Origin of the sequence: Shewanella aquimarina (assembly GCF_023349185.1) — a bacterium.
GTDB classification, from domain to species: domain Bacteria; phylum Pseudomonadota; class Gammaproteobacteria; order Enterobacterales; family Shewanellaceae; genus Shewanella; species Shewanella aquimarina.
Genome location: NZ_JAKIKY010000007.1, coordinates 74,901 through 96,859 on the forward strand (window position 1 = coordinate 74,901; position 21,959 = coordinate 96,859).

General features: G+C 47.4%; 19 protein-coding genes. 15 read left to right on the forward strand and 4 right to left on the reverse strand.

The window, feature by feature from the left end; all coding sequences use genetic code 11:
* Positions 1 to 77: 77 nt before the first annotated feature.
* Entirely contained in the window at positions 78 to 344 is a 267-nt protein-coding gene (rpsT, locus tag L2731_RS10210; protein WP_011864900.1) for a 30S ribosomal protein S20, read from the reverse strand.
* A 248-nt stretch (positions 345 to 592) separates the two neighbouring features.
* Here rpsT and murJ point away from each other — a divergent pair, with 248 nt between their 5' ends.
* The 12 genes from murJ (at position 593) to L2731_RS10270 (ending at position 14,385) form a co-directional block, all read left to right on the forward strand.
* A complete protein-coding gene (gene murJ, locus L2731_RS10215) occupies positions 593 to 2,152 on the forward strand; it encodes a murein biosynthesis integral membrane protein MurJ (protein ID WP_239849875.1) in 1,560 nt (519 codons plus the stop codon).
* A 65-nt stretch (positions 2,153 to 2,217) separates the two neighbouring features.
* Positions 2,218 to 3,153: a bifunctional riboflavin kinase/FAD synthetase gene (gene ribF, locus L2731_RS10220; protein ID WP_041510400.1), complete on the forward strand. Its 936-nt coding sequence runs from the start codon at positions 2,218 to 2,220 to the stop codon at positions 3,151 to 3,153.
* A 32-nt stretch (positions 3,154 to 3,185) separates the two neighbouring features.
* Positions 3,186 to 6,008 carry an isoleucine--tRNA ligase gene (gene ileS, locus L2731_RS10225; protein WP_239849877.1) on the forward strand — a complete coding sequence of 941 codons (2,823 nt, stop codon included), beginning with the start codon at positions 3,186 to 3,188 and terminating at the stop codon, positions 6,006 to 6,008.
* A 9-nt stretch (positions 6,009 to 6,017) separates the two neighbouring features.
* On the forward strand, positions 6,018 to 6,530 hold the full coding sequence (gene lspA, locus L2731_RS10230) for a signal peptidase II (RefSeq protein ID WP_041510402.1): 513 nt from the start codon (positions 6,018 to 6,020) through the stop codon (positions 6,528 to 6,530).
* A 3-nt stretch (positions 6,531 to 6,533) separates the two neighbouring features.
* The gene (fkpB, locus tag L2731_RS10235) at positions 6,534 to 6,956 is read left to right on the forward strand and encodes an FKBP-type peptidyl-prolyl cis-trans isomerase (RefSeq protein ID WP_239849878.1); all 423 of its coding nucleotides are present in this window, start codon (positions 6,534 to 6,536) and stop codon (positions 6,954 to 6,956) included.
* 23 nt (positions 6,957 to 6,979) lie between these two features.
* A complete protein-coding gene (gene ispH / locus L2731_RS10240; RefSeq protein WP_200890553.1) occupies positions 6,980 to 7,909 on the forward strand; it encodes a 4-hydroxy-3-methylbut-2-enyl diphosphate reductase in 930 nt (309 codons plus the stop codon).
* A gap of 230 nt (positions 7,910 to 8,139) precedes the next feature.
* Positions 8,140 to 8,658 carry a type IV pilus modification protein PilV gene (gene pilV, locus L2731_RS10245; RefSeq protein WP_239849879.1) on the forward strand — a complete coding sequence of 173 codons (519 nt, stop codon included), beginning with the start codon at positions 8,140 to 8,142 and terminating at the stop codon, positions 8,656 to 8,658.
* A gap of 5 nt (positions 8,659 to 8,663) precedes the next feature.
* Positions 8,664 to 9,638, forward strand: coding sequence for a PilW family protein (locus tag L2731_RS10250; protein ID WP_249252976.1), 975 nt, complete (start codon positions 8,664 to 8,666; stop codon positions 9,636 to 9,638).
* A gap of 11 nt (positions 9,639 to 9,649) precedes the next feature.
* Positions 9,650 to 10,120, forward strand: coding sequence for a pilus assembly PilX family protein (locus L2731_RS10255; RefSeq protein ID WP_041510551.1), 471 nt, complete (start codon positions 9,650 to 9,652; stop codon positions 10,118 to 10,120).
* Complete coding sequence (locus tag L2731_RS10260) at positions 10,117 to 13,683, forward strand: pilus assembly protein (protein ID WP_249252978.1); 3,567 nt, start codon at positions 10,117 to 10,119, stop codon at positions 13,681 to 13,683. The genes L2731_RS10255 and L2731_RS10260 overlap by 4 nt, the downstream gene beginning before the upstream one ends.
* A 7-nt stretch (positions 13,684 to 13,690) precedes the next feature.
* Positions 13,691 to 14,089 carry a type IV pilin protein gene (locus L2731_RS10265; RefSeq protein WP_249252980.1) on the forward strand — a complete coding sequence of 133 codons (399 nt, stop codon included), beginning with the start codon at positions 13,691 to 13,693 and terminating at the stop codon, positions 14,087 to 14,089.
* Positions 14,086 to 14,385: a TapY2 family type IVa secretion system protein gene (locus L2731_RS10270; protein WP_041510409.1), complete on the forward strand. Its 300-nt coding sequence runs from the start codon at positions 14,086 to 14,088 to the stop codon at positions 14,383 to 14,385. Before L2731_RS10265 ends, L2731_RS10270 begins: the two co-directional genes overlap by 4 nt.
* 73 nt (positions 14,386 to 14,458) lie before the next feature.
* Here the strand turns inward: L2731_RS10270 and L2731_RS10275 are convergent, their stop codons facing one another.
* On the reverse strand, positions 14,459 to 14,950 hold the full coding sequence (locus L2731_RS10275; RefSeq protein WP_249252982.1) for a GspH/FimT family pseudopilin: 492 nt from the start codon (positions 14,948 to 14,950) through the stop codon (positions 14,459 to 14,461).
* 135 nt (positions 14,951 to 15,085) lie between these two features.
* Positions 15,086 to 15,598 (reverse strand): GspH/FimT family pseudopilin, encoded by a 513-nt coding sequence (locus L2731_RS10280; RefSeq protein ID WP_249252984.1) that lies wholly within the window; start codon positions 15,596 to 15,598, stop codon positions 15,086 to 15,088.
* A 251-nt stretch (positions 15,599 to 15,849) separates the two neighbouring features.
* Here L2731_RS10280 and L2731_RS10285 point away from each other — a divergent pair, with 251 nt between their 5' ends.
* Positions 15,850 to 16,188 (forward strand): P-II family nitrogen regulator, encoded by a 339-nt coding sequence (locus L2731_RS10285; RefSeq protein ID WP_011864914.1) that lies wholly within the window; start codon positions 15,850 to 15,852, stop codon positions 16,186 to 16,188.
* A gap of 70 nt (positions 16,189 to 16,258) precedes the next feature.
* Here L2731_RS10285 and L2731_RS10290 read toward each other — a convergent pair whose 3' ends face one another.
* Positions 16,259 to 17,281: a LacI family DNA-binding transcriptional regulator gene (locus L2731_RS10290; RefSeq protein WP_249252986.1), complete on the reverse strand. Its 1,023-nt coding sequence runs from the start codon at positions 17,279 to 17,281 to the stop codon at positions 16,259 to 16,261.
* 412 nt (positions 17,282 to 17,693) lie between these two features.
* On the opposite strand from L2731_RS10290, the gene L2731_RS10295 reads away from it, so the two are divergent.
* Positions 17,694 to 20,318, forward strand: coding sequence for a TonB-dependent receptor (locus tag L2731_RS10295; RefSeq protein WP_249252988.1), 2,625 nt, complete (start codon positions 17,694 to 17,696; stop codon positions 20,316 to 20,318).
* Positions 20,319 to 20,409: 91 nt separating this feature from the next.
* The gene (locus tag L2731_RS10300; protein WP_249252990.1) at positions 20,410 to 21,936 is read left to right on the forward strand and encodes a tryptophan halogenase family protein; all 1,527 of its coding nucleotides are present in this window, start codon (positions 20,410 to 20,412) and stop codon (positions 21,934 to 21,936) included.
* Positions 21,937 to 21,959: the final 23 nt, after the last annotated feature.

Genomic DNA, 21,959 nt, shown 5'->3' on the forward strand with positions numbered 1-21,959 from the left:
AAGGGAAGTTGACCTAGTACTCGGGCGACAGGCACAAAAAAACCGGCCTAAGCCGGTTTTTTTATATCGCTAAAAGATTAAGCAGCCAGTGCTTTGATCTTAGCGTTTAGACGAGCCTTATGACGGGCAGCTTTATTCTTGTGAATAAGACCTTTAGTCGCCATACGGTCAACAATTGGTTGTGCAGCATTGAATGCTTCAGTTGCCGCTTTGTGATCGCCAGTGTTGATCGCAGCGATAACTTTCTTAACGTAAGAACGTAGCATAGAACGACGGCTAGCGTTGTGCTGACGACGTTTTTCAGATTGAAGCGCGCGCTTCTTTGCAGACTTGCTATTAGCCAAGGTGCAACTCCTAAAAGGGTTAGATATTTTTAAAGGTCGAGGAATATGCCTTTTTTTCGTCAGTTTGTCAATGACAATGATCGGATCTTTATCTTAAAGATAAATTAATCAGAGCAGACTTGGCCTTCTTCAACCTAACTCGTGTAATATGGGGCGCAATTCTAGCAGTATTTGCTGCTTGGTGACAGGGGGTAAGTCGACTTTTTAACTTGCTCGATACACCTGTGATGCTCGTTTCAGGGGGAGCTTTGAGCAAGAAACTTTTTAAGTCAGGCATGATCGTGAGTGCTATGACGCTGATTTCTCGTGTTTTAGGTTTAGTGCGAGACGTGGTTATCGCCAATTTGATGGGAGCAGGGAGTAGCGCCGACGTCTTCTTTTTTGCCAATAAGATCCCAAATTTTTTACGCCGATTATTTGCCGAAGGCGCCTTCGCCCAGGCCTTTGTGCCGGTATTGACCGAATATCAAGAGAAACATGACGACCAGGCGGTTCGCGAGTTGCTGGCCAAGGTGACCGGTACGCTCGGGCTGGTGGTGACCTTGGTGACTCTGGTGGGGGTGATCGCCTCGCCACTATTAACGGCTCTGTTTGGCGGCGGCTGGTTTTTGGCCTGGCTAAACGATGAGCCAAATGGTCAGAAGTTTGAACTTGCATCACTAATGTTGAAGATCACCTTCCCCTATCTTTGGTTTATTACCTTTACCGCCTTGGCGGGTTCGATACTCAATACCCGAGGTCGTTTCGCGGTGTCGGCTTTTACCCCGGTTTTTTTGAATGTCGCCATCATCAGTGCGGCGCTGTTTCTGGCGCCTAAGCTCGATCAGCCGGAGATAGGCCTTGCTTGGGGCGTTTTCGCCGGTGGCCTGATCCAGTTTCTGTTTCAGATTCCTTTTCTATTTAGAGAGAAGGCCTTGGTTAAGCCGTCGTGGGGCTGGCATCACCCGGGCGTCGTTAAGATCCGCACCCTGATGCTGCCCGCGCTGTTTGGCGTGTCTGTGTCGCAGATCAATCTGCTGCTCGATACCTTTATCGCCAGTTTCTTGGTGACGGGCTCCATCAGTTGGCTCTACTACTCAGATCGACTGCTGGAGTTCCCCTTAGGTCTGTTTGGTATCGCGATTGCTACCGTTATCTTGCCGGCCCTGTCGAAGAAACATGTCAACGCCGAAGGTGATGGGTTTGCCAAGACGATGGATTGGGGGATCAAGGCGATTCTGCTGATGGGGGTTCCGGCCATGTGTGGGCTGATCGTCTTGGCCAAGCCCATGTTGATGGTGCTGTTTATGCGCGGTGCCTTCACGATAGATGATGTCGATATGGCCTCCTACAGTTTAATGGCTTATGGTTCGGGTCTGCTGAGTTTCATGCTGATCAAGGTGTTGGCCCCTGGGTATTATTCTCGTCAGGATACCAAGACGCCGGTGCGCTACGGTATCGTCGCCATGGTCAGTAACATGGTGTTTAATCTGATTTTTGTGTTTCCTTTCGGCTATGTGGGGTTGGCGATAGCTACCTCGCTATCGGCACTGCTCAATGCCAGCCTGCTTTATCGCGGTCTACATCGTGCTGGTGTTTATCAAATCTCAAGGCAAACCCTTGTGTTTATGGGGAAAACCTTGGTAGCTGCCGCGCTGATGATCGCCGTGCTCTATCAGTTGTTACCTAGCATGGAAACCTGGCTGACACTCTCCTTTGTGGGCAGGGCAACTCAGCTTGCATATTTGATTGGTGCGGGGGCTGTGGTCTATCTGCTGGCTATGTTATTGTTAGGAATTCGCCCCTGGAGGATGAAAGCTGGCTTTTGATTGCTGATAATCATCTTGAGCTGGTATATAATCCGCGAACTTATGCTTGCTAGTTATTGAATGTAATGGAACTGATCCGCGGTATACATAATATTTTACCCCGACACCAGGGCTGCGTGCTGACTATTGGTAATTTTGATGGTGTGCATCGTGGGCATGCCGAAGTCATTGCTGCACTTGTGAAAAAAGCCAAGCAACATGGGGTTCCAGCAACACTCATGACATTCGAACCTCAGCCGCAAGAGTTGTTTAAGGGGGATAATGCCCCGGCTAGGCTGAGTCTGCTGCGCGATAAGATAGTCTTGCTCGATGAGCTGGGCATAGATCGTCTGCTATGCGTCAATTTTAATCAGAAGTTTGCCGCCATGCCCGCCGAAGCCTTTATCGAGGATCTCCTGGTAAAACAGCTAGGGGTGAAATACCTGGTGGTGGGGGATGACTTCTGTTTTGGCAAGCAGCGTCGCGGTAATTTTGAGATGTTAAAGGCCGCCGGTGAAAAATATGGTTTCGCCGTGGTCAATACCCATAGCTTTATCCTAGGGGATAAGCGGGTGAGCTCGACCGAGATTCGTGGGCTGCTCGCCAAAGGCAACCTAGAGCAGGCAAGACGTCTGCTGGGCCATCCCTATGCACTGAGCGGCAAAGTTGCCCACGGCGAGAAAATTGGCCGCACCATAGGCTTTCCCACTGCCAACATCGCCTTGAAACGTAAGGTGTCTCCGGTACGGGGCGTCTTTGCCGTCAGGCTATTTTGGGATGGTAGTGACATCTATGAAGGGGTGGCAAACGTGGGCTTTAGGCCTACGGTCAATGGACAAAATTGTCAGTTAGAAGTCCATTTGTTTGATTTTGATGGAGACCTCTATGGTCGCACCGTCGAAGTCGAGCTGGTGGCAAAGATTAGGGATGAACAGCCATTTAAGTCATTAGATGCGCTGAAGCTACAAATTAAAGATGATGCTGACAGGGCCAAGGCCCTGCTTGGCTGCGATGCAGGCTGAGAGCGATCAGCTAAATTAACGGTATAGGATCAATGAGCGACTATAAATCTACTTTAAACTTGCCGGAAACTGAGTTTCCGATGCGTGGTAATCTGGCGAAACGCGAGCCAGAGATGTTGAAATCTTGGACAGAAAAGAAGCTGTACCAAAAGATTCGTGAAAGCCGCACAGGTGCCAAGCCATTCATTCTGCATGATGGCCCACCGTACGCTAACGGTAGTATTCATATTGGTCACTCAGTAAATAAGATCCTTAAAGACATTATTATCAAGTCGAAGACCCTGTCGGGTTTCGATGCACCTTATATTCCTGGTTGGGACTGTCACGGTCTGCCTATTGAGCTTAAGGTCGAGCAGAAAGTGGGTAAGCCAGGCCAGAAGGTGTCTGCGGCCGAGTTTCGTCAAAAGTGTCGTGAGTACGCAGCTGCCCAGGTAGATGGTCAGCGTGAAGACTTTATCCGTCTTGGCGTGTTGGGCGACTGGCAGAATCCTTATCTCACCATGAACTTTGATACCGAGGCCAACATAGTTCGCTCTTTGGCTAAGGTTATCGATAACGGCCACCTACACAAAGGTGTTAAGCCGGTGCATTGGTGTACCGATTGTGGTTCGGCCCTGGCTGAAGCCGAGGTGGAGTATGAAGATAAGACTTCACCAGCAGTAGATGTCGCTTTCCTAGCGGTCGATAAGGCGACTGTGCTGGCTAAGTTTGGTGTAGAGCAGTGTGAAGCCGATGTCGCGACCGTTATCTGGACCACGACGCCTTGGACACTGCCTGCTAACCGCGGTCTCTCTATGGCCGGTGATATCGATTACGATCTGGTTGAGTACACTAAAGAAGGTAACAAGCGCGCGATCATCGTGGCGCAGGAACTTGTAGAGTCTTGCGTTGAGCGTTATGGCGCCGAGTCACATCGCGTGCTGGGTACGGTGAAAGGGCAGGCCCTTGAACTGTTGCGCTTTAAGCATCCTTTCTATGATTTCGATGTGCCTGTCATCATTGGTGATCACGTCACGGTTGACTCAGGTACGGGTGTGGTTCATACGGCGCCTGGCCATGGTCAGGACGACTTTGTGATTGGTCAAAAATATGGCCTGGAAGTGGCTAACCCTGTTGGAGACAACGGTGTCTATAAGCCAGATACCGAGTTCTTTGCCGGTCAACACGTGTTTAAGGCCAACGACAATGTAGTTGCACTGCTTGAAGAGAAGGGCGCGCTGCTGAATCATGTGGCCTATCGTCACAGCTACCCACACTGCTGGCGCCATAAGACGCCTATCATCTTCCGCGCGACGCCGCAGTGGTTCATCTCTATGGACCAAAAAGGCTTACGTACTCAGTCACTGAGCGAGATCGAGAAGACCCAATGGATCCCTGACTGGGGGCAGAGCCGAATCGAAAAGATGGTTGAGAACCGTCCTGATTGGTGTATCTCTCGCCAGCGTACTTGGGGCGTGCCTATTACCCTGTTTGTGCACCGTGATACCGAAGAGTTGCATCCTGATAGCGTCGCCCTGATGGAGCGTGTTGCCCACAGAATCGAGCAAGAAGGTATTCAGGCTTGGTGGGATCTCGACGCTGCAGAGCTATTGGGTGAAGAGGCTGACCAATATCGTAAGGTCACAGATACCTTAGATGTGTGGTATGACTCAGGTTCAACTTTCTCGTCGGTGGTTGCCGCACGTCCCGAGTACAACGGCCATCCTGTCGACCTTTACCTCGAAGGTAGCGATCAGCACCGTGGTTGGTTCATGTCATCACTGATGATCTCTACCGCCATGAGTGGTAAGGCGCCATACAAGCAGGTGCTGACTCACGGTTTCACCGTAGACGGCCAGGGCCGTAAGATGTCTAAGTCTATCGGTAACGTGATCGCGCCGCTGCAAGTCACCAACAAGCTTGGCGCAGACATTCTACGTCTTTGGGTTGCGGCGACCGATTACAGTGGTGAGATGACGGTATCTGACGAGATCCTCAAGCGTAGTGCCGATGCCTATCGTCGTATCCGTAACACGGCTCGCTTCCTGCTTGCTAACCTGAATGGTTTCGATCCGGTAAACGACACCGTTGCCGTCGAAGATATGGTGGCGTTAGATCGCTGGGTGGTACGTCGCGCTGCGGCCTTGCAAACCGAGATCCTGGAAGCTTACGAGCAATACAACTTCCATTTGGTGACTCAGAAACTGATGCAGTTCTGCTCTGTCGAGCTTGGCAGCTTCTATCTGGATATCATCAAAGATAGACAATATACGGCTAAACGTGACAGCCTGGCTCGTCGTAGCTGTCAAAGCGCGCTGTTCCTGATCGCCGAAGCCATGGTGCGCTGGATTGCGCCTATCCTGAGCTTCACCGCCGATGAAGTATGGCAATCGCTACCGGGTGAGCGTGAAGAGTTTGTCTTTACTCAGACCTGGTTCGAAGGCTTGGCCTCTGTGACGCTGGATAGCGACCTGAGCGATGATTACTGGGCAAACCTTATCACGGTTCGTGACGAGGTGAACAAGGCCATCGAGCAGGCACGCCGCGAGCAGCGTGTCGGTGGCTCCTTAGAAGCCGAAGTGACTCTCTACGCCGATGAGGCGCTCACCGAGTCTTTGGCGCTGCTTGGCGATGAACTGCGTTTCGTACTGCTGACCTCTAATACTCAGATTGCACCACTGGCTAGTGCCGGTGCCGATGCAGTTGAAACTGAGCTGGCCGGGTTGAAACTATTAGTGGCTAAGACTGAAGCGGCCAAGTGCGATCGCTGCTGGCATCACAGAGAAGATGTGGGTCAGGTCGAAGCGCATCCACTGCTGTGTACCCGCTGTGTGACCAACATCGAAGGTGATGGCGAACAGCGTCAGTTCGCATAAGGGAGTCGAATGCCATCTAGCTGGAAAGAGAGTGGCTTACGTTGGTATTGGGTAGTTGTATTGGTGTTTATTGCCGATCAACTATCCAAACAATGGGTATTAGCCAATTTTGACCTGAGAGAGTCAATTAACCTGCTGCCATTTTTTAATTTCACCTATGTGAGAAATTATGGTGCGGCTTTTAGCTTCTTAAGTGATGCCGGAGGGTGGCAGCGTTGGCTGTTTACCTTGGTTGCCGTCGGTTTTAGTACCTTGCTTACCGTCTGGTTACGTAAGCAATCCAAAGGGATGTGGAGATTGAATCTGGCCTATACCTTAGTGATAGGTGGAGCGCTGGGGAACTTAATCGACAGATTGCAGCATGGCTTTGTGGTCGATTTTCTCGATTTTTATTGGAAGACGAGCCACTTCCCCGCCTTTAACATTGCCGATTCGGCGATCTGTGTTGGCGCAGGGCTCATCATCTTAGATTCGTTTATTTCGGAGCGTAAGCCAAACGGCGAAGACGTTGCAAAGGGGTAAGTCGTGACTGTTACTCGTTCATTATTGTGTCATATGAATATCGTGCTGGAGGACGGTTCGACCGCCGATAGCACTAAAGCTTCTGGAAAACCTGCTAAGTTAAACATTGGCGACCAGAGCCTGAGCCCAGCGTTTGAGGCCGAGATCACGGGTCTGAAGCAAGGGGATAAGCATAGCTTTACCCTGGCCGCCGCCGATGCTTTTGGTGAGTCAAATCCAGATGCCATTCATCATATGGACAGAAGTAAGTTTCCTGCCGATATGACGCTCGAAACCGGGGTTATCGTGAGTTTTGCCGGTCCTGGTGGCAGCGAGATCCCTGGCATAGTGCGTGAGGTGATTGGCGACTCGGTAACCGTCGATCTTAATCATCCGCTGGCGGGGCGCTCGGTGACATTCGAACTGGAAGTGGTTCAGGAGCTTTAATCATGACACAACCTCCTCAAGGCTTGCAGATCAAACTGGCTAATCCACGTGGCTTTTGCGCCGGTGTCGACAGGGCCATCAGCATAGTCGAAAGAGCGCTCGAGCTGTTTTCGCCGCCTATTTATGTGCGCCACGAAGTGGTACATAACAGATATGTGGTGGAAAATCTGAAAGACAGGGGCGCCGTATTTGTCGACGAGCTAGATCAAGTGCCAGACGACAGCATAGTGATCTTCAGTGCCCACGGCGTATCTCAGGCGGTTCGCGCCGAGGCGAAAAAGCGTGGTCTGAGAGTGTTCGATGCGACATGCCCCTTGGTGACTAAGGTACACCTTCAGGTGACTAGAGCCAGTCGTAAGGGAATTGAGTGCATTCTTATCGGTCATGCGGGCCATCCTGAGGTTGAGGGAACCATGGGACAATACGATAACCCTGAAGGGGGCGTGTTGTTGGTGGAGTCCCCCGCCGATGTTGAGGCCTTAGTGGTTAAAGATCCAGATAACCTCTGCTTCGTCACACAGACCACCTTGTCTATGGATGATACCGCAGATGTGATCGCCGCCCTGCAGAAGCGTTTCCCTTCAATTCAAGGGCCGCGTAAGGACGATATCTGCTATGCCACCCAAAACCGACAAGATGCGGTGCGTAATGTTGCCGATGATGTTGACCTCTTTATTGTTGTGGGCTCTAAGAACAGCTCAAATTCGAACCGTTTGATGGAACTTGCCATCAAGAAGGGCACTCAGTCTTATCTTGTCGACAATGCCGATGACATAAAATTAGAGTGGTTTAACAATATCTCTAAGGTCGCCGTAACTGCTGGCGCGTCTGCGCCAGAGGTCCTCGTTCAGCAGGTAATCGATGCAATAGCCAAGCTGGCCCCGAGTGTCATTACAGAGGTAGAAGGGCGTAAAGAAGATACTGTATTTGCCGTACCGGCGGAATTGCGATAGGTATCTTGCTGTTTTGATGAGAAAAGGAGGCTTAGCCTCCTTTTTTATTGTCTAAAAATCACACTCGGCATATTGAATTTTATTTTTAGACCTAATATTACTAGCGAGTAACATTCGACTAATCTATGATTAACTAGTATAGTTTAAAGTTATGCTAACTTTCAGATTTTAAAAGACTAAACGGCTGGAACGACTGTCAAAAGTATGGCTAATATCGGAGATTTGACATCATGGTAAAAGGTGGGAAAGGGTTTTCCCTAATAGAGGTGATGGTATCGCTCGTCATTCTTGTTATTGGCCTGATCGGCATATTTAATCTGCACGTTGTTTCCAAGCGCGGCAGCTTCGAGTCTTTTCAGCAGACCCAAGCTTCATACTACGCCAACGATATTATCAATCGTATGAAGTTAAATCCTACCCAGTTAGCAAATTATGCGGGCACCTATAGTGGTGCCCCAAGTTCAGTCAGCAAGCAATGTCAAGGAGCTACAATATGTTCGTCCTCGGAGATGGTTGCTTGGGATCTGTATGAGTGGCAAACATTGTTCAATGGTACCGCTGAGCAGGTAGGTACTCAGAATGTTGGAGGGTTAGATACGCCAACGGCTTGTATTGTGATTAATGGCAATAGTGTATTGGTTACCATGGCTTGGAAAGGTATTCGTGAAACTTCAATTGCCTCAGCGACTTCTGATTGTGGATCTACTACTGCAAATCGACGACTCTATTCAGTTCAAACGGTGATTTAAACGGGATGAAGATTTTAATTATGCGTACTCAGTCAGGGATGTCTCTCGTTGAGCTGATGGTAGCACTTGTTATTAGTCTGTTTTTATCGGCAGGCATCTTCACTATGTTTAGCATGTCTGCTTCTAATGTCACGACAACAAGTCAGTTTAATCAACTGCAAGAAAATGGCCGTATAGCCTTAGCCATTATGGAACGAGACATAAGTCAGCTTGCCTTCATGGGGGATATGACTGGCACCGACTTTATTGTGGGAAATAATACAACAATATCCTCTGCTGCGGTCCCCAATGACTGTATCGGAGGCGGGGTTAATAATGCGACCTTACCTAATGGTACACCTTCGCATTTTAGGAGGATTTGGGGTTATGAGGCTGGCGTTAGTGGCGTAGCTTTTAATTGTCTTACTGGGGTGAATGCTAATACAGATGTATTGCAAATTAAGCGTTTGGTTGGGCCTAATGTCTTGGCTCCAAATAATGTGTCTAGTCACTATGTAGCAACCACTTCTAGTCAAGCGATTTTTTTTACGGGCAATCAAGTGACCCCGGTACTCACAAATAGTCGATTTTGGGAGTATCAACATCATATCTATTTCATAAGAAATGATGGAACGATTCCTGTTTTAAGAAGAAGGACGCTTACCGTCGCAAATGGAATGAATAATGAGGAACAGCTCGTTGAAGGGATAGAAAACTTAAGGGTTTTGTACGGCGTCGATGATGATGGTGATGATATTCCTAATCGCTATGTGCCCGTTGGTAACGTGAATACCGTAATGTGGGACAACCAATCATTTCAACGGATCGTGGCACTAAAAGTGTTTTTGCTTGTTCGCTCTGTGGATCAGGATCCTAGCTATACTAATGAGACTCAATATCAGTTAGGCGATAAAACGATATTAGCTCCTCAGGATCATTTTAGGCGCAAGGTAATGTCGACCACTGTCATGCTTGAAAATCCAGTGCTGATTAGGAATTAATGAGGTTGCAAATGAACAAACAGAAAGGCGTTGTACTCTTTTTTGCCTTAATCGTTTTGATTCTTATGACGGTTATTGGCGTTGCATTGGCGGTTAATTCTACTCAGTCTTTAAGAATGGCGGGGGCTGGAGCCGAACGAATTGAAGCAAAAGCCTTGGCCGATGGTGGCGTTGCTGCCGTGCTATTAAATAAAACACAGGCTTTTTTGGCTACCATGACAACAATTGACGATCAGAACTCTTTTTCTGGTGGAAAGCAGGTATTAACGCCTTTGCCATTGGTGGATGACGGTGCGGGAAATTTAATTGTTCAGCCGAAAAACGTGTCTTGTCAGAGAAGTGCGGCGGCCAGTGGTACAGATTTATTTAAATGTCGCAGAATTGAAATCTCGAGCCAGGTTAGTTTTGGTCGAGATAATTTGGGACAAGTGTTAGTTGTAACAGGTATTGAGCAGGAAGTGCTCAGTGGGAGCGGGTCATGAAGTTTAATAAAATTTTATTTGCAAGCCTAGTTACAGCATTGGCTTTGCCTGTTCAGTCTTTTGCTGATGATACTGATCTTTATTTAAATCCAGCACAGAATAATGTACGTCCACAAGTGCTGATTATTTTTGATAATTCAGGAAGTATGGATACCATTTTGGATGGTGTCCCAGGTGGGTATGAACCGGAAACTGTCTATGATGCGGTGGGGAGTTCGAACTCTTATCAAGGAAGAATGATCTATTTTACCGTCGGTACCGGGATGGATGAATCATCGCTGCCCGTACCCGATAGTCCTTCTGAATCCAGACGCTTTAATGATTTCTTAAATGGCTGTAAAGCCGCCAGGGATGCGTTGAATCAGTATGGACGTTTCACCGGTTATATCAGGGAGTTTATTAAAAAAGGTAAGGGTAAAGCAACCTGGCAGCCTATAAAAGAGAATAGTGGTGCAGAGACTAATAATCCAATAGATTGCTGGGAAGACATTGAATTAGGTTACAACAGTAACAATGATGATGGCAGTGCTTATAAGACTGGCTTTGCCTCTGGTTTTCCTAAAGATGGAGATGTAAATTCGCCGTGGGATGATTCAACTAATGCACAAGAGAGAGCAAAAAATTTAGGTTGGAATAATGGGGAGTTGGTAACTCTCTATACCGATAATTATTTACGCTGGTATACCCTATATAAGAATAATTTATTGCCAATCCCCCCTGACGGAGAAGGGTTTACTCGTTTAGAAATTGCCAAGAAGGCAATTTCTGGTGTTATTAGCTCCATACCTTCGGTGGATTTTGGTCTAGCGGTTTTTAACCTGAATTTCCCTAATGAAGGGGATAGCGATGGTGGTCGTATCGTTGCTGGTATACGCTCTAGAACATCTGCAGAAAAAGATACTTTGCTTGGTACCATTAATAACTTACCAGCTAAAACGAATACGCCACTATGTGAAACGCTGTTTGAAGCATATCGTTACTTCTCAGGCGGTCCAATAACTTATGGGCATGCTGATTCCGATTATAATGGCAAGGATATTAAGTATACCGCCAATCGCCCTATGTACGATACCAGCATAGAAGATGGAGCGAATTATAAAACGCCTTTATCTGAATGTAATAAAGTTGCGCATGTCATCTATATTACAGATGGTGCTCCAGTGTTAGATGATAGTGCTAATGATTTTATCAAGGCTTTAAATGATGATCCGTATGTCTATAAGGCAGCAAGCGGTGACCAACCTGCTAAAGTAAGTTATCTGCCAGCATTAGCAGAATATATGTTTGCCAATGATTTATTGCCAGATGTAGAAAATAAGCAGCGTGTAGTGACTCATACCATAGGTTTTAGTCTTGGCGAAGATTCTGAGGCAGAACCTTTGTTGGTTGAAACAGCCGCTCGATCCTATTTGATGACTTCTGAAGGTAAGAAGGTTTTTGGTACTTATCGAAGTGCCAATGATGTAAGGGGATTGCAAGCAGCTGTTAGTAATATTATTGATTCAATTCCGCAGACGGGACAGCGTTTTTCTGCCCCAGGTGTCGCTTTTAGTAATGCGGATCCGACGAGAACATTAGACTCAGCTTACTATGCGCTCTTTCGTCCAGAACAGAGTCCCAAGTGGGCAGGAAATCTGAAAAAACTGAAAGTTAATTCCTCTGGTACTTTAGTTGATTCTACCGGGAAGCCTGCTATTGACAGTTCTGGCGGTATTGCCGAAAGCTCATGTAGTTTGTGGAGTTCTTGTACAGGTGGCACTGACGGTAATGATGTTGTTTTAGGTGGCGCTGCGCGTACGATAGATCCTGATAGCCGAACGATTTGGAGCGATATTGGTGGTGCAGGAAAGTTTGCCAAACTTACCCGAACAAATGCTTCAAGTTATGCGGGAGGGGATGATGCTCTAGCGACTTATCTTGGACTAGCTAAATTGGATGTTGATGCGGAATTGACTGCTACATTTGATTGGATCAAGGGTAAAAATGTCGATAGAGATTCAGAAGGCGTTTTGACCTCTGAGGATTTCTCCGGTGTTAGAGGGGATATCATGGGGGATCCGCTGCATTCTCAACCTTTGGCTATTGATTACGGCGGTGATGGATCCAATGTTCGTATCTTTGTAGGTACAAATCATGGAGCGCTACATGCTTTTAGGGATTATGGCCCATCAGTGAATGAGAGTTGGGCATTTATGCCGTATCAGCTTCTTCCGAATCTAGCAACCATACGTCGTGACAGCTATTTAGCGGGACATAGTGTCTACGGTATGGATGGCTCTCCTGTAGCTCATATTGAGCGTAATGCTTCTGGAGCGATAACCAAAGCTTGGTTGTTTGTTGGGATGCGCAGAGGCGGCCAATCTTATTATGCTATTAATATCACAAATCCAGATTCTCCATCTTTGATGTGGCAGATAACTAATAATACCAATGGTTTTACTGATATGGGACAGACTTGGTCTACCCCTGTGGTTACCAAAATACCTGGTTCAGATAAACCTGTAGTTGTTTTTGGTGGTGGATATAATCAGGGGTATGATTCCGGTGTAGGATCTAATTCTGTTGGCCGTTTGGTTTATCTTGTAGATGCAGAAACGGGTAATTTAATTCATAGTTTTGGCGCCAATGGTAATACATCTCTTGCTGGCATTGAGGACTCGATCGTTGGTTCAATCGCGACCTTAGATAGTAATAGTGATGGCTACACCGACCGACTCTATGCTGCTGATTTAGGCGGAAACATTTGGCGTATGGATTTGCCTTCTGCTGAAAAGAGCACTTGGAGTGGATTTAAGTTTGCAGAGTTAGGGGGGAGTATTGCATCGAGTGATCGACGTTTCTTTTATGAGCCTACCGTCGCACAAACTTATTTTACAAATACAACGAAAGTTACTGTGACGGATGGTTCTGGAACCACTACAACCGTCGCCTATCAAAATGTTCCCTATGATGCTGTGACTTTGGGCTCAGGTAATAGAGCAGATCCTTTGAATTTAAATACAGATGATATGTTTTTTGTCTTACAGGATCGATATGTTATTTCACAGCAGTTTGGCGATGGTGGTACAGCAGTGCCCACACCGATAACACTTGCTAATCTTTATGATGTTACTTCGGCGTCACCTTCAACAGAGACTGAAAACATTGAGTTTGGTACGAAGAAAGGCTGGTATTTTAACTTTGCTGTAACCGGTGAGAAGAGCCTTTCTCCATCTGTGGTCATCAAGGGTAAAGTATATTTTACTTCCTTCATTCCAACTCAACCTGCGGCAGACCAAAACGTTTGTAGTGTATCTTCGGTTGGACGTTTATATACGCTGGATTTACATAAAGGGGGACGCTTCACTGAGGAGTATGTTATTGATGTCTGTGATAACTGTATCCCTCAACCTCCTAAGATTATTACGCCGCCTGTAGATCCTGATAATCCAGGAAGCGAGTCCGAACCAGTTCTTATTATTGGTAAGGGCAAGTGTGATGAAGATGGGGAAAACTGTACAGGAACAGTAGGATTAGAGTCTGGCCTGACTACTAATAAAATTTATTACCACATAGATGAGTAGTGTTTTAATGAAGAAGAGTCGTTTAGTTGGTTTTACACTGATTGAGTTGATGATTGTTGTTGCAATTATTGGTATTTTGGCCGCAATAGCTTATCCGTCATACGTAGATTACATCACCAAGAGCGCACGTTCTGAGGGCGTCGCAGCGGTGATGAGAGTAGCTAATTTACAGGAGCAGTATTATTTAGATAATCGTGCTTATGCGACGGATATGACCAAGCTAGGGCTAAGTGCAAATCCGTTTGTTACCGAGCATGGTCATTATAGTTTGGCCTCGGCAGGTACTGGTTCTTTTACTATTACCGCAACGGCGAAAGGGGCACAGGCAAGCAGGGACTCAACCTGTGGCACTATTACTATGACATCGGCAGGTGTTAAGGGGCCTTCAGTGGAGTGTTGGAAATGAATAAGTTAATTGCAACTTTATCTTGCGTTGTTGCGCTAGGTGTAACCTCTTCAGTATTTGCTGCTAAACAGGATTATAAGTGTTTCATTCAAAGCTCTAAGAAAGGTGAGCAAGTAGTTTTTTATCGATGGGATATTAAAGACGCTAAAATACGAGCTAATAGTTTGGTGGGGAAGCGGCTAAGCGATAGCAGTGGAAAGAAATATTTCATTAAGAGTGTTGAGGAATGCGTGCCATTAAATGAAGAGTTTTCGAGTGGTAAGGCCAGGAAGATTGATGGCCAAACACTAAGATAGAGTGTTAGATATTTTTATTTAGCCAAATGTAAAAAGGCCCCAACGAAAAGTAGGGCCTTTTTACATTCTAGTTTTAGCAGGCGTTACCATCGGTCCCATAAGAGACTATACCGCTGGTGCTTAGAGAAACGCTCTTCGAATCACTGGCTCTACCGTTTGGACAATAGATTACAGTCCCGCCGGAAGAAAGCCCATCAGCGGAAAAAGTCATTGAGATGGCCGATGCTTTAACTTTGTCTTGGCTATTGAAACTATTGATAGCTCTTAGTTCATGGTCTGTATTTGTCGCATCAGTTATGTAAACTCTGATGCCACCACTCCAGTCTGTACTTGTTCCGCATGACGTTGCCGTAGCGAAAGAGCATACATTTACCGTTGCACCATAACTAACGGCTTGGTTGCGGGCAAAAGCGAAGAGATCGTGAATTTTTTCAACGTTATTGTTTACCCTAACTTGTTCATATACAGAGGTTAAAGAGGGAACGCCGATAGTCAAGAGTATTGCGGCAACGGCAATGGTGACCATCAATTCTACTAAGGTAAAGCCTTTATTATTGTTACACATCTAAAGTTCCTCGCTGATACTGATACAAAGTATAAGCGAGAAGTTTTAGGATTTCAGTATATATAAGCTATTCTTTTTAATGCCAATAATTTGTCGGCTTGATTAAAATTGGCGTGAAGTATTACTGTGAGCTTGTTATTGGTTGCAGCTAATATTTTTCTCCTTCGAAAATCGCACTCTACCGGCCTGATTGACGATGACGGCTTTGGAATAAGGGCTGTTTGCTGAATCTGGACAATACCTAAGTGTACCGTTGCTGCCCGATGCGAGCCCATCGGGTTGAAAACGAGCGGCGGCTCGGTTGTAGTAGACAATGTCACTGCTATCGAATGTAGTGGTTTGCATTAGCAACTTATCTGCGCCGTCGATTTGATTACTGGTTCCAGAGTCGGTGAAAACGCTGAGCCCTAGATGCCAGTCATTGCTACATTGATTGTCTTTGAGCGGACATACAGTAACCCGCACACCGTAGTTAATGGCGTTATTTCTCGCAAACTGCAGTGTTTGTTGGATGATTTTTATGGCGGCATCGGCTCGATAAGCTCTATGTAAGTCCGACAAGTTGGGTATGGCTATAGAAAGTAGGATGGTCGATACGGCGATAGTGACCATTAATTCAATAAGCGTAAATCCATTGCTATGTTTCATGGCGATTCCTTGCTGTGTTTAGTCTATGCTTCCTGCAATGACCTGAACTCGTTTTTTGGGCGAGTTCATTGAGTATAGAAGAGTTGCTTCAGGTTTAGGCGACAGCTATATATTGTTCTGCTCTATGAATATTGAATCATTTTATCTCTCGATATAATCATCTTTGGTGGTTTGGATGGACGTGGTAAGCTAGTGCCTAATAAGCTTAGGTTTTGTTGAATTTGGGTCAGTAGAATTTTAGGGAGCGTTTGATGAAGAAGGTCGAGGCCATTATTAAGCCGTTTAAGTTAGATGATGTGCGTGAGTCTCTGGCGGAGATCGGTATTACCGGCATGACGGTTTCTGAAGTCAAAGGTTTTGGGCGCCAGAAGGGGCATACAGAGCTCTATCGCGGTGCCGAGTATATGGTGGATTTCTTACCTAAGGTGAAAATTGAGCTGGTTATTCAAGATGAGCAGCTAGATCAGGCGCTCGAAGTCATCGTCGATACTGCTAGAACGGGTAAGATAGGTGACGGTAAGATATTTGTTACCGAAGTTGAACGCGTGATCCGCATTCGTACCGGTGAAGAAAACGAAGAGGCGGTTTAAATTCGCCAAAAGAAAACCGCTGATGATAAGTCAGCGGTTTTTTTATATCAGTTTCTCGAGCCCAACTATATTAGCTGGCTCTCGGCTTTGCCGACGAGTCTCTTAGCACTGGCTCAGGAATAAACACCTGGTGAGTCGTCTCACTTTGCTTGTTGCCTTGATTTTCGATGAGTAACTCGGTCGCCGTCTGGGCAATCAACTTATTAGGTTGATGGACTGTGGTTAACTTAGGCCAGGTTTGCCTTGAGAAGGGGCTATCCTCGAAGCCAACGATAGAGAGTTCCTCGGGTATCGCGACCCCAGCTAACCTTGCCGCAAAGAGTGCACCCGCGGCAATTTCATCGTTACAGGCCACAATGGCGGTAGGGCGATGCGACTTAGCCAGCAGGGTTTTAGCCCCTTCAACGCCCGATTCAAAAGAATACTGGCCGTTAATGATGTTTGACTCATCCAGTGTTAAGTTGTTGCTTTGCAGGGCCGCCTTAAACCCCGCTAGACGTTCCTTGGTGGATTCGTGCTGGTGGTCACCACTCAGGAAGGCGATATTTTTATGTCCCAAGTCGATAAGATGCTGAGTGATGGATACCGCGCCATGTTTGTCATTGACCAGGATCGATAAGCCATCGGTCGGGCTCACCTCTTCACCTGCAATAATGCGGACATAATTGGCGTTAATCTGATCTAGGGCCTCTAAGACTTTTGGATCTTCCGACAGCGGCGGGGTGAGAACTAAGCCCGACAGCCTGGCCTGGCGCACCATATCGACCAGCTCCTGGCAGATATTGTCGGACTTGGCATCGCAGGGGTGGATGAGTAGCTCATAGCCTCTTTGCTTACAGGAAGACAAAATACCATTTTGCATATCAATGACATAGTAGGCATTGGGGTTGTCGTAGACAAAGGCGATCACATAGGATTTTGTGCCGGCTAGATTACGGGCTGCCACATTGGGTTGATAGTTGAGTGCGGCAATGGCCTGATTGACTTTATCTATTGTCGCCTGACGAACCGAAGGTTCGTTATTCGTAACCCGTGAAACCGTTTTTATGGAGACGCCGGCATATTTTGCGACGTCATTAATGGTGACTTTCATCTAGCGGATACTCTTTGTGTCTGCGCAGCGTCTAGCTGCATCAGAATTCAAATATGTCTTAAACAATGTACTGTATGGTTACACAGCAGATCTCACTTCCCCTGGCGACAATATTGCTAAGTTTTCCACTATTAAGCAATCATCAAATTGATTTCTATCCCGAATTACTTTTATTTGCTTACAGGCTGAAGTGGTTTTTTCTCTTTATTATCAGCGGATTGCAATGGCGTCTGGATAATACATTTTGTTTAATAAATGTATAAATCCAAAGAAATTCCCGCTTTTGGTTATTTTGTTGTGGCGCATCTGTTAATTGTTGTGTAATCTTTGTACTCACATGACAGCGTTGTCATTCCTGCGGGAATGGTTATGAATACGAAAAAAGATAATAAAGTTATGGAAGGGAAACGAGATGCGACCATCTACTTTTAAGAAAAGTGTACTAGCTACAAACATTGCCCTGCTCATGAGTGGCGCAGTGTCTGTTTCTGCTTTTGCGGCTGAGGCCGAAGCAGAAGCGGTTAATACTGACAATATTGAAAAAATTGAAGTACGTGGTCTACGCGCTTCGATGAAGGCGTCTATTAACGCCAAACGATTTTCTGATGCCGTTGTCGATGCCGTAACGGCCGAAGACATTGGTAAGTTCCCTGATGGCGACGTTGGTGAGTCTTTAGGGCGTATTCCCGGGGTTACCGTAAACCGCCAGTTTGGCCAAGGCCAACAGGTGTCGATTCGCGGTGCCTCTGCTCAGTTAACCCGTACCCTGTTAAATGGCCACTCAGTTGCCTCAACGGGTTGGTTTGACCAACAGGCCATCGACCGTAGCTTTAACTACTCTCTACTGCCACCCGAGATGGTAAGCGGCATCGAAGTCTATAAGTCTTCTCAGGCCGACATCACAGAAGGTGGTATCGGTGGTACGGTGATCGTTAAGACACGTAAGCCATTGGATTTAGAGGCTAACACGCTATTTCTAAGTGCCAAGGGTGACTATGGTACTGTCTCTGAGGCGACAGATCCTGCCGTTTCAGGTCTGTATAGCTGGGCTAACGACGACGAGACATTTGGTATCTTAGTCTCTGCCGCAGGCTCTCAAACCGATTATCAACGTAACGGTATCGAAACCTTGCTAGGTTGGGGTGAGATAGTACCTACAACTTTCCAGCAAGATCGCGAGCGCACCGCCTACAACATCGCAGCTCAGTATCGTCCGACCGACAACCTAGAGTTCGGCCTAACGGTGACTAGCCTAGATCTTAAGGCAAATAACGCCAACACATCTATCTTCCTCTTCCCGACACAGCAAGGCGTTAGTACCTGTAATCAGACCAATGCCGCAGGTGTCTGTACCGATATCACCCATACTGGTGAGGGTGGATTTGCCTGGGCGCAGACTTGGGCTCGTGAAGCCGAGATGTCGTCTGATACCTATGACTTTGACTTCAAATATGAAGCAGAAAACTTCACCCTTGAAGGTCGCGTTGGTAACACCAAGGCTGATGGCGGTACCAGCCTGACCTCTAACTATGGTAACTCAATTGGTCAGCCTGGCGACTTTGCCGGTCATTATGACGCGACAGGCGAGAAGATTTTGATCGACATCGCCAACAAGTCTTTCGGTGCGGGCGACTTTAACGGTCAGCTAGAAACAGCTGGCTGGGCGCTGAAGAAGCAGCCTAACACTGACGAAGAGACCTATGCTCAGTTTGACCTGACTTTCCCGGTTGATCTTGGTGCCATCACTTCTATCAAGGCGGGTGTGCGCTATGCCGACCATGACGTGACACAGCAGACTGACGCGGCTATCGTGGGTGACATAGTGGCTAAAGATGCCTCTGAATACTATTCAGGTACTATCTCTTCTGGCGCAGGCTTTACCCTGCCTAAGCCTAATTTTGATGCCATGATCCGTGATGCCAAGGCTTCTGTGGACGGCTTTACTCGTGACAAGTCTGGTTACGGCACCCTGAATGAGAAAAACCTGGCCGCTTATGCCATGGCTAACTTCGAAGCTGAAGGGATCCGCGGTAACTTCGGTCTACGTTTCATCTCTACCGATATCGAGTCTGACTACTATGCGCTGAGCTCAAGCGGTCAGTTTGCCGACGAGCTAAGCACAGATAAGTCTAGCTACAGCGACGTATTGCCAAGCATCAACGTGACGTTTGATTTAGCGCCGGATCTCTTGTTGCGTACTACCGCGGCTCAGGTGATATCTCGTCCTAACTATGCCGAGCTGTTTGCTACATCGACGCTGCCTGGTTTGAACGATGGTACGCCGGGTAACGAAAAGCTAAACCGCGGTTCTGTAGCCCTTGACCCATTTAAGGCGACCCAAGCCGATGTCAGCTTAGAGTGGTACTTCGGTGGCGAAGGTCTCGCTTCTTTGACCTACTTTATCAAAGACGTGAGTTCGTTCATCACCACACGTCAGAAGCTTAACCAGCAGATAGGCATCGAGGATAACAACCTTAAGGAGCAAGGCGGCAGCGCTTGTGGGGTTGGCGTGTACGATTGCTGGACCGTCAGTGAGAAATACAATGCAAACGGTGGTCGTATCGAAGGGGTTGAGCTGCAGCTGCAAGACTCGTTCGAAAATGGCTTAGGCTACTCGGTTAACTATACCTTCGCCGATGCCGGTTCCCCTGCCGAGAACTATCCTGATGAGGTGGGAGTATTCTCTGACTCGTCGAAGCACACAGTTAACCTGGTGGGCTACTATGAGATGGATAGCTTCTCTGCCCGTCTGGCTTACAACTGGCGTAGCGAATATATGATCCGTGAATTGCCAGGCTTCTATGGTAACCGTCAGCACCAAGACTATGGTTCGCTGGATCTGAGCATGAACTACAGCGTTACCGATTGGATGGATTTGACCTTCGAAGCCGTTAACCTCACAGAGGAAGACAGCATTCAGATAGGCGTCTCACCAGTCGACAACGAAAATGTGATTGCCGAATTTAAAGATAACTACCCGGTATGGAGCTTCGAAGGCGAAGCAAGATACAAGGTCGGTGTCGCACTGCGTTTCTAATCGACACATGAGTGTAGAAAGCCCGGCATAAGCTGGGCTTTTTATTAGCACCGGCCTTTAATTAGACCAAGAGTAGGGAAGAGGTGAAACCATGGACATTAAGCGTATCTTGATATTAGGGGGCGGAACGACAGGCTGGTTGGCGGCCAATCACCTGGGCAAGGCTCTTGAACATCGCCAGGACGTGACCATCACGCTGGTGGAGTCACCAGATATCCCCATCATAGGCGTCGGAGAGGGGACAGTGCCAGCCATTCGTCAGAGTCTGAAACGCTTCGGCATCAGCGAGTCTGAGTTTATCCGTCAATGTGATGTTACCTTTAAGCAGTCGATCAAGTTCGTCAACTGGATGGATAAGGGCCGGGACGGAGCTGAGAACTTCTATCATCACCTGTTCGACATGCCGAGCCCTCTGGGGGAGGACCTGACCCAGCATTGGCAAGCGAATCGCCAACAAGCCTATGGTGACCTGGTTTCGCCCCAACACAAGGTGTGTGAAGCGGGTAGGGCGCCTAAACGTATCACCCACAGCGAATATGAAGGGGCATTGGGCTATGCCTATCACCTTAACGCTGCCAAGTTTGCCAAGCTGTTAGCGGATAACGCCATCAGGCGTTTCAATGTCGAGCATATTAAGGCCAACGTCTGTGAGGTTATGCTCAAGGATAATGGCGAGATTGCCTCCCTGGAAACCGATAACCGGGGCAGCATCAGCGCCGATTTCTACATAGACTGCAGTGGGTTTGAATCTTTGCTTATCGATAAGACGCTCAAGGTGCCCTTTGTCGATAAGTCCCATCAGCTATTTGCCGATAAGGCGATTGCCGTTCAGGTGCCCATAGGTGAAGAAGAAGCGATTCCGCCTTATACCCTGGCGACGGCCCATCAGGCCGGTTGGATATGGGATATCGCCTTGACCCATAGGCGTGGCGTCGGTTTTGTCTATTCCTCTAAGTATATGGATGATGCTACGGCGCTTAAAAAGCTGTCACATTATCTGGGACAGGATGTCGCTCAGTATCAATACCGGGTTTTGCCGATGAAACTTGGCTATCGCAGGGAGTTCTTGCATAAAAATTGCCTAGCCTTGGGGTTGGCGCAAGGCTTTCTCGAACCCCTGGAGGCAACCTCTATCTTGCTGACCGATTTTGCAGCAGGCTACATCGCCAACCGTTTACCAAAAGATAGTGAAGCGCTGGCTTTGCTGGCTGAACAGTTTAATCGGGTGATGACCTATGCCTGGGAGCGTGTCGTCGAATTTATCAAGATGCACTATTGCCTGTCAGACAGGAGTGACTCGGCGTTCTGGGTCGATAATCGCGATCCGGCGACGATTCCGTGTGAGCTTAATAGCCGGCTAAAACTGTGGCGAGATCACGCCCCCATAAGGCAGGACTTCTTCAGTAAGTTTGAGGTGTTTGATTTAGAAAACTACCTGTATGTGCTCTATGGCATGCACTACCCAACGAACACGCAGGTGGCGAGTGAGCAGCAAAGAGAAGCCTGGCAAGTACAGGGAAAACAGATAGCCAACTTGGCTGAGCATCTGGTGAATGAGCTGCCAGCTCATCGAGACTTGCTCGAGAAGATTGCCAAATATGGTATGCAGAGATGTTAACTTGGGTTTGGCCTAGGTGTTAG

Bases quoted from the DNA above. Each gene is read 5' to 3' on its own strand.
- ribF (WP_041510400.1), top strand. From the start codon at position 2,218: ATGGAACTGATCCGCGGTATACATAATATTTTACCCCGACACCAGGGC.
- ileS (WP_239849877.1), top strand. From the start codon at position 3,186: ATGAGCGACTATAAATCTACTTTAAACTTGCCGGAAACTGAGTTTCCG.
- lspA (WP_041510402.1), top strand. From the start codon at position 6,018: ATGCCATCTAGCTGGAAAGAGAGTGGCTTACGTTGGTATTGGGTAGTT.
- pilV (WP_239849879.1), top strand. From the start codon at position 8,140: ATGGTAAAAGGTGGGAAAGGGTTTTCCCTAATAGAGGTGATGGTATCG.
- L2731_RS10250 (WP_249252976.1), top strand. From the start codon at position 8,664: ATGAAGATTTTAATTATGCGTACTCAGTCAGGGATGTCTCTCGTTGAG.
- L2731_RS10255 (WP_041510551.1), top strand. From the start codon at position 9,650: ATGAACAAACAGAAAGGCGTTGTACTCTTTTTTGCCTTAATCGTTTTG.
- L2731_RS10260 (WP_249252978.1), top strand. From the start codon at position 10,117: ATGAAGTTTAATAAAATTTTATTTGCAAGCCTAGTTACAGCATTGGCT.
- L2731_RS10265 (WP_249252980.1), top strand. From the start codon at position 13,691: ATGAAGAAGAGTCGTTTAGTTGGTTTTACACTGATTGAGTTGATGATT.
- L2731_RS10270 (WP_041510409.1), top strand. From the start codon at position 14,086: ATGAATAAGTTAATTGCAACTTTATCTTGCGTTGTTGCGCTAGGTGTA.
- L2731_RS10275 (WP_249252982.1), bottom strand. From the start codon at position 14,950: ATGTGTAACAATAATAAAGGCTTTACCTTAGTAGAATTGATGGTCACC.
- L2731_RS10280 (WP_249252984.1), bottom strand. From the start codon at position 15,598: ATGAAACATAGCAATGGATTTACGCTTATTGAATTAATGGTCACTATC.
- L2731_RS10285 (WP_011864914.1), top strand. From the start codon at position 15,850: ATGAAGAAGGTCGAGGCCATTATTAAGCCGTTTAAGTTAGATGATGTG.
- L2731_RS10290 (WP_249252986.1), bottom strand. From the start codon at position 17,281: ATGAAAGTCACCATTAATGACGTCGCAAAATATGCCGGCGTCTCCATA.
- L2731_RS10295 (WP_249252988.1), top strand. From the start codon at position 17,694: ATGCGACCATCTACTTTTAAGAAAAGTGTACTAGCTACAAACATTGCC.
- L2731_RS10300 (WP_249252990.1), top strand. From the start codon at position 20,410: ATGGACATTAAGCGTATCTTGATATTAGGGGGCGGAACGACAGGCTGG.